Genomic DNA, 7,935 nt, shown 5'->3' with positions numbered 1-7,935 from the left:
ACTTTTTGGGGTTAACAATTAGGTTGTAGTTACTCTAAAGTTAATCCCAACTGTCAGATCAAATCTTAACTTCTACATTTTACAACGATCCGTTTACGTTGTTCGAAAAGGATCTTGTAAACATCTACTCCGTTAAAAAGTCATCAACCAAAAAAATGTAAGTATATTTTCTATCAATTGAAAAGAGTTTTCACTCAAACGCCGTAGCGTTTTTCAGGCGTGTATTATCTTTTCATTTTTATATTAAAATAATTATCATTGCTCTACAAAATCAATAGTTATGAAAACCAGATACTTCTTTTGGAGCTTGATCCTGATAATATTTTTAGAATCCTGCAGCAGGGCAATGACTCCTTACGAAGCTGCCAATCACCCCCGAGGCAGAAAATGCCGTAGTATTCGCTAGGCATTTAATCTTGTCCAAAAAGACTACCAACAGCACCTTCCAGCATTGGGAATTTTTCTACAACAAAATTTTTTATAGCTGCAATGGCTTTTTGTGCCTGCTCGTCTGTGAGTCCTGCTTCGGCTTTTAATTTATCTATCAGTTCCTGCATGGTAAAAAGTTTAAAAGTTTTAAAAGTTCCACAAGTTAAGAAAAGCAAAACCGTTTATTTTATTGAAATTATTTTTGGTTGTTTTATAATGTAAAAAGGTTTCAGAATTAGAAAACTTCTGAAACCTTTTTAACCTGTTAAATATTTTGAACCTTCTTACGCCACTTTCAACAGGCTCAATTTGCTCTTATCAAACTTATGTTTGGCGTAATCAAGATCGAGAGCGAAATGTGTTTGCCTTGACGATGGTAATTCGAACATTGCATCAGTAAGGATACCTTCACAGATGCTTCTCAATCCTCTTGCGCCCAATTTATATTCCAATGCTTTTTCAACCATAAAATCCAACACATCTTCTTCAATCGTCAATTTAATCCCTTCTAATTCGAACAACCGGGTATATTGTTTAACTAATGCATTTTTTGGTTGAGTGAGAATGGCGCGGAGTGTCGGTGCATCCAGGGGATCCAGGTGTGTAGCAACAGGTAAGCGGCCGAGCAGTTCCGGAATTAATCCAAATGCTTTTAAATCCTGTGCATTGACGTATCGCAGCAGGTTTTTCTTCATGCTCTCCTGTTGCTCTTTATCTACGTTGAACCCGATCGTGTTTGTTTGCACCCGGCGTGCGATGATCTTATCAATACCACCAAAAGCCCCACCGCAGATAAACAATATATTTTGTGTGTTGATCTTAATAAGTTTTTGTTCAGGGTGTTTACGACCACCTTGGGGAGGAACCAATACATCTGTTCCTTCTAATAGTTTCAGCATTCCCTGTTGTACTCCTTCTCCGCTTACATCACGGGTGATAGAAGGATTATCACCTTTGCGGGCAATTTTATCTATTTCGTCAATATATACAATACCACGTTCAGCTGCAGCAACATCATAGTTGCATACCTGCAACAATCTCGTCAGGATGCTTTCTACATCTTCACCCACATAACCGGCTTCAGTAAATACAGTTGCGTCCACAATGGCAAAAGGAACGTTCAACATGCGGGCAATGCTTTTTGCCAGCAATGTTTTACCGGTTCCCGTTTCACCTACCATGATGATATTACTCTTTTCGATTTCTACATCATTACCACCAACTGTGTCGCCTTTTTGTTGCAGGCGTTTATAGTGATTATAAACCGCTACTGCCAAAACCTTTTTAGCTTCATCCTGGCCTATTACATATTCGTCCAGGAACTTTTTGATTTCCAAAGGCTTCTTTATCGTGAGTTTGAAGGAAGAAGAAGTTTTATCATCCTTAACCATCAGCTCCTGCTCGATGATCTCTCTTGCATGCTCTACACAATTCTCACAAATATGTCCTTCCTGCCCGGCGATCAGAATTTTTACTTCATCACGACTACGTCCACAAAATGAACAATGTAAAATGTTTTTTGCCATGTTTTATCCTGGAATTATCCCGCTTTTTCTTTATCAACGATACAAAAATAGAAAACCGTCCTGATAAAGACGATTTTCTATTAATTAGGATATCTATAATCCTGATTGGTAGCGTATTACAACTTGGTAATAACCTTATCTACAATACCGTACTTCATTGCCTCTTCCGCATTCATCCAATAATCACGGTCGAAGTCGATTAAAATTTGTTCAACTGTTTTACCGCAATTTTCGGCCAATATTTTCGCTCCCATGTCTTTAACCCTTTTGGTTTGGCGTGCCTGTATTTCAAGATCCGTACTTACTCCTCTGATAAATCCTCCCAATGATGGTTGGTGGATCATCACTTCGCCGCTGGGATAGATAAAACGTTTTCCTTTTTTTCCGCCGCTTAGCAATATGCTCCCCATCGAAGCGGCCAATCCCATACAGATGGTACTCACCGGGCTCTTTACCATTTGCATCGTATCATACATCACCATACCACTGGTAACTACACCACCCGGGCTATTGATATAAAATTTGATTTCTTCACCAGGCTTGTCGGCGTCGAGTAAAAGCATTTTACTGACTACATCCCGTGCACTTTTATCATCTACCACGCCCCACAGGTAGATACTCCTGCTTTCAAAAAAATATTTTTCCAGCTTTTTACTGAACATCATGAGGTCAGATTTCGGGGTCTCTTCCTTTTCATCTTCATCAGGTTCCTCTTCTGCTCTCCAATCGTTGTATAAAAAATGTCTGCGATTCATATCTCGAAATAATTTGTAGTTTATGATTTATTTTTATTGGCTTCAATTTGTATGATCAACGTCGCTGCATCACACATCTCATCGTCATTCATTAATTACCTTTCCTCACGATTCGATCAATTAAAATCCTGTTAATCGTGGTTCTATCTTAATCCTTCTTCTCTTTACGGTGATTCACCAATAATACTTCATCAACGAGACCATACTCCTTTGCTTCAATCGAGGTCATCCATTTATCCCTGTCAAAATCTCTTTCAATTTGCTCAACAGGTTTTCCGGTATGATTGTTTACCACTGAGTATAGTTCATTTTTTAACTTCCTGATCTCATTCACTGTAATTTCTATATCACTTGCCTGTCCGCCGATTGCTCCGCTTGGTTGATGCATCATGATGCGTGAATGTTTTAAAGCAGCTCTCTTTCCTTTGGTACCGGCGCCTAATAACACGCAAGCCATCGATGCTGCCATGCCAATGCAGATTGTAGCCACATCAGGGCTTACATATTGCATCGTGTCATATACACCGAGTCCGGCATATACGCTACCGCCCGGGCTGTTAATGTACATATTGATATCCCTTGCTCTGTCAGATGAATCCAGGAATAACAATTGGGCTGTTATGATATTAGCAACCTCGTCATTAACGGGGTAACCTAAAAATATGATCCTATCCATCATGAGTCGGCTATAAACATCCATCACAGCGACATTCATCGGACGCTCTTCAATGATATTTGGCGTCATGGCAGTAACAAGGTGTGACGCATAGCTATGTAACGTGTTGCTGGAAAGACCGCGGTGCTTGACCGCATATTTTTCAAACTCTGAATTATAATTCATAGATATTTTTTGTTTGCGGGTGAATGCGAAGCTCACGGGTGCCGGAATCTTCGCTAAGATAGGTTAAGTCATCAAATATCCGTCCAAATGATAAAACAGCAAAAGGAGTGACAGTATAGCAGGAACGTTTGGTTTTTAAGGCCTTCCACTTTGCCATCACATCGGCGAAAATGACAGATATACGAAATAAAAAAAGCTTACCAGGATGCGGGTAAGCTTTACTCATTCAAAAGATTATTTATGAAAACATCTCCCTTATTTTATCAAAAAAGCCCTTTTCGCTTTTATCAGGTTGTGGCTTGAAGTTGGGAGATTGGCTCATTTTTTCCAGTGCTGCTTTTTCTTCAGCCGATACATGTTGAGGTGTCCATACGTTTACATGGATAAGCTGATCACCTTTTTCGTATGAATTGACAGCAGGGAATCCTTTTCCCTTTAGCCTGAAAATTTTTCCGCTCTGTGTGCCTGCAGGGATTTTAATTTTTGCACGGCCGTCAATAGTCGGAACCTCCACTTGTATGCCAGCTACCGCATCGGGGAATGAGATATAAAGATCATAAGCGATATTCAATCCATCCCTTTGTAATTCTTTGTGTGGCTCTTCCTCAATAAGGATAATAAGGTCTCCATTCGTGCCACCTCTTTCCCCTGCATTACCTTTCCCCGTCACATTTAATTGCATTCCTTCCTGCACACCAGCTGGTATATCGATGCTTACGGTTTCTTCGCCATAAACACGACCCTCACCTTTACAGTTTCCGCATTTGGCGGTAATCGTTGACCCTTCACCATTGCAGGAGGGGCAGGTAGTCACCGTTTGCATTTGGCCAAGGAAAGTATTTTGCACTTTTCTTACCTGGCCACTGCCACCACAAGTTTTACACGTTTGTATGCTACTCCTATCTTTTGCACCGCTACCATTACAGGTGGCGCACTGAACATATTTCTTTACCTTGATATTCTTCTTGACGCCTTTAGCTATTTCTTCATAGGTCAGTTTTAATTTAACCCTAAGGTTGCTGCCTCTTATTCCCTGGCTACGCTGACCGCCACGACTTCTTTGTCCGCCGCCAAAAAAGTTGCCGAACACATCATCTCCGAAAATGTCTCCGAATTGGCTGAAGATATCATCCATGTTCATGCCACCGCCAAATCCACCGGGACCTCTGCCATTGCCACTTACACCGGCATGGCCATAGCGATCATACTGTGCCTTCCTGTCTGCATCGCTTAATATTTCGTAAGCTTCCGCAGCTTCTTTGAACTTCTCTTCCGCGGCCTTGTCGCCGGGATTGCGGTCAGGATGGTACTGCATGGCGACCTTGCGGTATGCTTTCTTTATTTCATCTGCAGCGGCCCCTTTTCCAACGCCTAATACTTCGTAATAATCTCTTTTTGACATATGAATAAGCGATGAGCTTTACACTACGAGTTGAGTAAATTCCATAAACCGACTCGTAGTACGCGGCCTATGGCTCAAAGCTTCTATTTTCCTACCACCACCTTTGCGTGACGAATAATCTTATCGTTAAGATAATATCCTTTCACAACTTCATCTACCACCTTACCTTTTAGTTCTTCTGAAGGAGCTGGTATTTCCGTGATTGCTTCATGCAGGTCGGCATTAAAGTCTTTGCCCTTTGTTTCCATAGCTTTTAGCCCCCTGGATAGCAATTTGCTTTTAAGTTTATTGAAGATTAGGCTAACACCCTCTTTTATTTGTTGGCTGTCTTCAGTACTTTCCATCTGTTGCTGAGCCCGGTCACAATCATCCAACACTTCCAGCATTTCAGCGATCACATCCTTTCCAGCTGTTTGAATCAGCTCAATTCTTTCTTTAGCATTTCTTCTCTTAAAATTGTCAAATTCAGCAGCCAAACGCAGATACTTATCCTTAGCTTCTTTAAGTTCTTCTTTGGTTTTTTCCAAAAGCGACTCTTCCGCAACCGGTTCGTTCAGATGAGTAGAACCACTTAATGAGTCGTCTGAATTGATATCCACTCCCACACTATTTTCCGGGGTTTCATTGATTTTTTCTTTCACGTCTTTTTCTGCCATTTTTTACAAATTGTTTGCAAAGGTAAGCCTGTCAAGAATATTGCCAAGAGGCAGTTTTGGACAAAATGACCTGATAAGACCTCCCGGGGCAAGAATTGGTGACAATAAAGCCCTTGCATGATGATCGCTTGGGCTTGTTTTGTACCTTGCAGCCCCAATATGAACAAGGTTTACCTGAAAAGAAAAATTGCACAGCGGATCGCCAATGGCCATCCATGGATATTTAACAACGAAGTTGAAACGATTGAGGGTCAAATAGAGGGAGGTGAAACGGTTGAAGTGTTTACGCATGACAAAAAATTTGTTGGCAAAGGCTATATTAATCCTAAATCGCAGATCATTGTTCGCCTTTTAACCAGGCAAAAAACCGATGAGATTAATGATAATTTTTTTCTAAACCGGATTCGTGAATGCTGGGATTATCGCCAAAAGTTGGGTTATACAGAAAACTGCAGGCTTGTTTTTGGGGAAGCTGATTCACTGCCGCAATTGATTATTGATAAGTTCAATGATTATTTTGTTATACAGACGCTTGCCTTAGGTATTGATAAATGGAAACCGGCGATTGTCGCCGCTTTAAATCAGCTATTCAAACCCAAAGGCATTTATGAAAGAAATGATGTGCCGGTCAGGGAGCTCGAAGGCTTGCCTCAACAAAAAGGTTTTTTGTCCGAACCATTTGATACCAAAATAATTATCAATGAAAATGGTTTGAAATTTCATGTTGACATAGAAAATGGACAAAAGACAGGTTATTTTTTGGATCAGAGAGATAATCGAAGGGCTATTCAGCATCTTGTAAAAGGAGCCGAAGTATTAGGCGCATTTACTTATACCGGAACATTTGAGATACATGCTGCATACTATGGGGCGAAATCGGTGTTGGGATTGGATATTTCGGAAAATGCTGTACAGCAGGCCAATCGAAATGCGAAACTGAATGGATTGGAAAATATATGCAGGTTTGAAGCAGCCAATGCTTTCGATGTTTTAAAACAATGGTCAAAAGAGGGAAAACAATTCGATGTTGTAATGCTTGACCCACCTGCTTTTACAAAAAGCAGGGAGACGATTCAAAAGGCCATCACGGGTTATAAAGAAATCAATCTTAGGGGAATGAAACTGGTAAGGCCAGGCGGGTTTTTAGTAACCTCCTCTTGCACGAACCTTGTTAACCCGGAGTTGTTCCTGCAGATAATTGATATGGCAGCAAAAGATGCAAGAAGAAAAATAAGGCAGGTAACTTTCCAGGCACAAGCTTCAGATCATCCTATTATCTGGGGTATGGATAATACGCAATACCTCAAATTCCTCATTATACAAGTCAACTAAAAGAAAGGAAAATTATTTAGAGACCTGGAATTTTCCAGTGTCGATTACCTTACCGCTTTGATCCGTGAGATGATAAATATAAGTACCACGGCTAAAATCAGTAAGAGATAAAATTGTTTTTTCACTTACCGATTGTTTCTCCGACATTTTTTTGCCCATAAAATTGAAAACGGTAATCGTTAGGCCCTTTTGATAATTTTTTTGAATATCGAAGGTAATGTAAGCTGTAGCGGGGTTAGGATAAAGGCTCAGTTTTTTCACGCCATCGGGCAACGGATTACGGGAATCCTGGGCCGTAGAAGAGATGACTGAAAACAATAAAAGAAATAGTATAGGTAAAATTCTTTTCAACGAAACAAATTTACTTTTATTTTTCAATAATATACCGTTTTCCTGAGATGTGCAACGTAAATTTCCGATAAATTTTTACCACCTCATTTTCAGTGTGTTAATGAGGTGTATTTCAGGGTTTTAACTTAGGTTTAATTTATTGAAGCCAGGATTTTTTGGATCTCAACGTAATCAGGCTCCTCGCTGGAATTTTCCAGAACCTCAGCATACCTTGCAATACCTGTTTTGTCAATTACAAAAGCCGATCTTTTCGACACTCCATGCATGTCCAATATCCAGGTATCATAAAGACATCCATATAAAGCTGATACCTCTTTATTAAAATCACTCAGTAGCGTAAAGCTATACTCCTGTACTTCTTTGTATTTAGCTAATGTAAAAACCGAATCTACTGAGATGCCCAGTATCGTGGCACCTGCATTCTGATACATCCCAATATTATCCCGAACTGAGCAAAGCTCCTTGGTACAAACACGGCTAAATGCCTGCGGAAAGAAGAGCAGCAAAACATTTTTTCCTTTGAAATCTGAAAGGGAAATCATCGTTCTTGTGGTATCATACAATGTAAAGGCTGGCGCCAATTGTCCAACTTCAATTGCCATATTTATAGTTTTTTATAAAACTAAACTTGTATGAAAACCTG

General features: G+C 40.1%; 10 protein-coding genes. 1 reads left to right on the top strand and 9 read right to left on the bottom strand.

The features are described from left to right. Positions 1-410: 410 nt before the first annotated feature. The 7 genes from ACFEL9_RS04775 to ACFEL9_RS04745 all read right to left on the bottom strand — a co-directional run bounded on the left by ACFEL9_RS04775 (position 411) and on the right by ACFEL9_RS04745 (position 5,609). Positions 411-557, bottom strand: coding sequence for a hypothetical protein (locus ACFEL9_RS04775; protein ID WP_385886590.1), 147 nt, complete (start codon positions 555-557; stop codon positions 411-413). 156 nt (positions 558-713) lie between these two features. Further along, positions 714-1,955: an ATP-dependent Clp protease ATP-binding subunit ClpX gene (gene clpX / locus ACFEL9_RS04770; RefSeq protein WP_385886589.1), complete on the bottom strand. Its 1,242-nt coding sequence runs from the start codon at positions 1,953-1,955 to the stop codon at positions 714-716. Between the two features lie 116 nt (positions 1,956-2,071). Next, positions 2,072-2,710 carry a ClpP family protease gene (locus ACFEL9_RS04765; protein ID WP_385886587.1) on the bottom strand — a complete coding sequence of 213 codons (639 nt, stop codon included), beginning with the start codon at positions 2,708-2,710 and terminating at the stop codon, positions 2,072-2,074. 148 nt (positions 2,711-2,858) lie between these two features. Beyond that, positions 2,859-3,551: a ClpP family protease gene (locus ACFEL9_RS04760; RefSeq protein WP_385886585.1), complete on the bottom strand. Its 693-nt coding sequence runs from the start codon at positions 3,549-3,551 to the stop codon at positions 2,859-2,861. After that, positions 3,541-3,777, bottom strand: coding sequence for a hypothetical protein (locus tag ACFEL9_RS04755; RefSeq protein WP_385886583.1), 237 nt, complete (start codon positions 3,775-3,777; stop codon positions 3,541-3,543). Before ACFEL9_RS04755 ends, ACFEL9_RS04760 begins: the two co-directional genes overlap by 11 nt. A gap of 12 nt (positions 3,778-3,789) precedes the next feature. Then, entirely contained in the window at positions 3,790-4,953 is a 1,164-nt protein-coding gene (gene dnaJ, locus ACFEL9_RS04750) for a molecular chaperone DnaJ (protein ID WP_385886581.1), read from the bottom strand. A gap of 83 nt (positions 4,954-5,036) precedes the next feature. After that, positions 5,037-5,609, bottom strand: a complete 573-nt coding sequence (locus ACFEL9_RS04745) for a nucleotide exchange factor GrpE (protein ID WP_385886580.1) — start codon at positions 5,607-5,609, stop codon at positions 5,037-5,039. Positions 5,610-5,726: 117 nt separating this feature from the next. Here ACFEL9_RS04745 and ACFEL9_RS04740 point away from each other — a divergent pair, with 117 nt between their 5' ends. Then, positions 5,727-6,941 carry a class I SAM-dependent rRNA methyltransferase gene (locus ACFEL9_RS04740; RefSeq protein WP_385886578.1) on the top strand — a complete coding sequence of 405 codons (1,215 nt, stop codon included), beginning with the start codon at positions 5,727-5,729 and terminating at the stop codon, positions 6,939-6,941. A gap of 12 nt (positions 6,942-6,953) precedes the next feature. Here the strand turns inward: ACFEL9_RS04740 and ACFEL9_RS04735 are convergent, their stop codons facing one another. Continuing rightward, entirely contained in the window at positions 6,954-7,292 is a 339-nt protein-coding gene (locus ACFEL9_RS04735) for a T9SS type A sorting domain-containing protein (RefSeq protein WP_385886576.1), read from the bottom strand. 131 nt (positions 7,293-7,423) lie between these two features. Continuing rightward, the gene (locus ACFEL9_RS04730; protein ID WP_385886574.1) at positions 7,424-7,894 is read right to left on the bottom strand and encodes a redoxin domain-containing protein; all 471 of its coding nucleotides are present in this window, start codon (positions 7,892-7,894) and stop codon (positions 7,424-7,426) included. Positions 7,895-7,935: the final 41 nt, after the last annotated feature.

The organism is Terrimonas alba, assembly GCF_042434975.1.
In the GTDB taxonomy this organism is placed as follows: Bacteria; Bacteroidota; Bacteroidia; order Chitinophagales; family Chitinophagaceae; genus Terrimonas_B; species Terrimonas_B alba.
This window is presented reverse-complemented; position numbering and strand designations above follow the sequence as displayed.